The organism is Streptomyces sparsus (genome assembly GCF_054776295.1).
The window spans coordinates 1-1212 of the sequence record NZ_BAAHCA010001217.1 but is presented as its reverse complement, the minus strand read 5'-3'; the positions used below and the strand labels follow the sequence as shown (position 1 = coordinate 1212).

At 76.1% G+C, this 1212-nt stretch carries 1 protein-coding gene; it reads right to left on the bottom strand.

Annotated elements, in window-relative coordinates; translation table 11 throughout:
- Window positions 1-67: 67 nt before the first annotated feature.
- The gene (locus ACYVE9_RS27495; protein ID WP_461030599.1) at window positions 68-1057 is read right to left on the bottom strand and encodes an Acg family FMN-binding oxidoreductase; all 990 of its coding nucleotides are present in this window, start codon (window positions 1055-1057) and stop codon (window positions 68-70) included.
- Between the last annotated feature and the right edge of the window lie 155 nt (window positions 1058-1212).

Sequence of the window (1212 nt, the reverse complement as noted above, 5' to 3'; positions counted from 1 at the left end):
CGTGCCCCTGCGGCGTCATGGGGCCGGTGCGCTTCCGAAACGGCATCCGTCCCCTGCCCGGGCCGCGTCAGGGCAGGAGGTCGAGCACCTCGCGGACGGGGCGGCGGGGGGTGCGCGGGCCCTGCGGGCCGTAGCCCAGGCGCAGCACCATCTGCACCGGCCCGGAGCCGGTCATCGGGTCGCGGAGCGGCCAGCGCAGGTCCGTCCATTCCAGCGCCTGGGTGACGAACGAGCTCGCCAGTCCTGTGGTGGTCGCCAGCAGCAGCACCCGCTGCATGGCCTGGCCGGCTCGCAGCCAGTCGGCGGGCAGGTCGGTGGGCGTGCTGAGCAGCGCCAGGTGCGGGGTGGGTTCGAAGTCGGTGCTTCCCCGGTCCGCGACGGGCCGTCGGCCGGCGAAGTCGCGGACGGGGGCCTTGCCCGACCGCTGGTGCGGGCCGAACGCGTACTCGGGCACCCCGTCGGTGGCGATGTCGGCCTCGGCGGCGCCCAGCCGGGCCCAGTGGGCGATCTCGGCGCGGCGCTCGGGACTGTCGGCGTTGCGGACCTCCGCCCTGCGGGCCACCTCCATCACCCAGTCGAGGTGCCAGGCGCCGGGGAACTCCAGGGTGCCGCCCTCCTGCTCGGCGGCGGCCACCAGCGCGGTCCGGCAGTCGTCGGGGACTTCCTCGTCCAGGAAGGGGTAGCGACTGGTGTGCCGGGTGTGGACGGCTCCGTACAGTGCTCCCAACGTGTCGTCGGCGCCTCCCGGGGAGAGCCGCACGCTTGCCAGCAGTGCCGGGTCGTCCAGGTCGGGGAGCAGCCGGGTCTCGGTGTGCAGGCCCCGGTGGGCGGCCCCCACCCGCAGGTTGAGCAGTGCCGCGCCGCAGCCCAGGTGCAGGCCCCGGTCGTCCGGGTCGGTGTGCGGCAGCGCGCGGGACGGATCGGCCCGCAGCTCGAACACCGAGTCCTCGCGGTGGTGGCGGAACCGCCACGGCTGGGCGTTGTGCATCGACGGGGCCGCCGCCGCGTCCTCCGCGAGGGCCCTCACCGTGGCGTCGGTCAGCTGTGGAGTGGGCATGGTGCCTCCGCTCGGCGGTGGACGGCTCCGGGCGGCCGGGGAGGCCGGAACCGGAGGTGCCGTTCCCAGTCTGACCCAGGTGGCGACCGCCCGGGGAGGGCCGAACGTCCCGGCCGGGCAGCCGTTCGGTACACCCGCCCCGGGTCCGGGGCCCG

Excerpts from the sequence above, each read along its gene's own strand:
- ACYVE9_RS27495 (WP_461030599.1), bottom strand. The coding sequence starts at position 1,057 with ATGCCCACTCCACAGCTGACCGACGCCACGGTGAGGGCCCTCGCGGAG.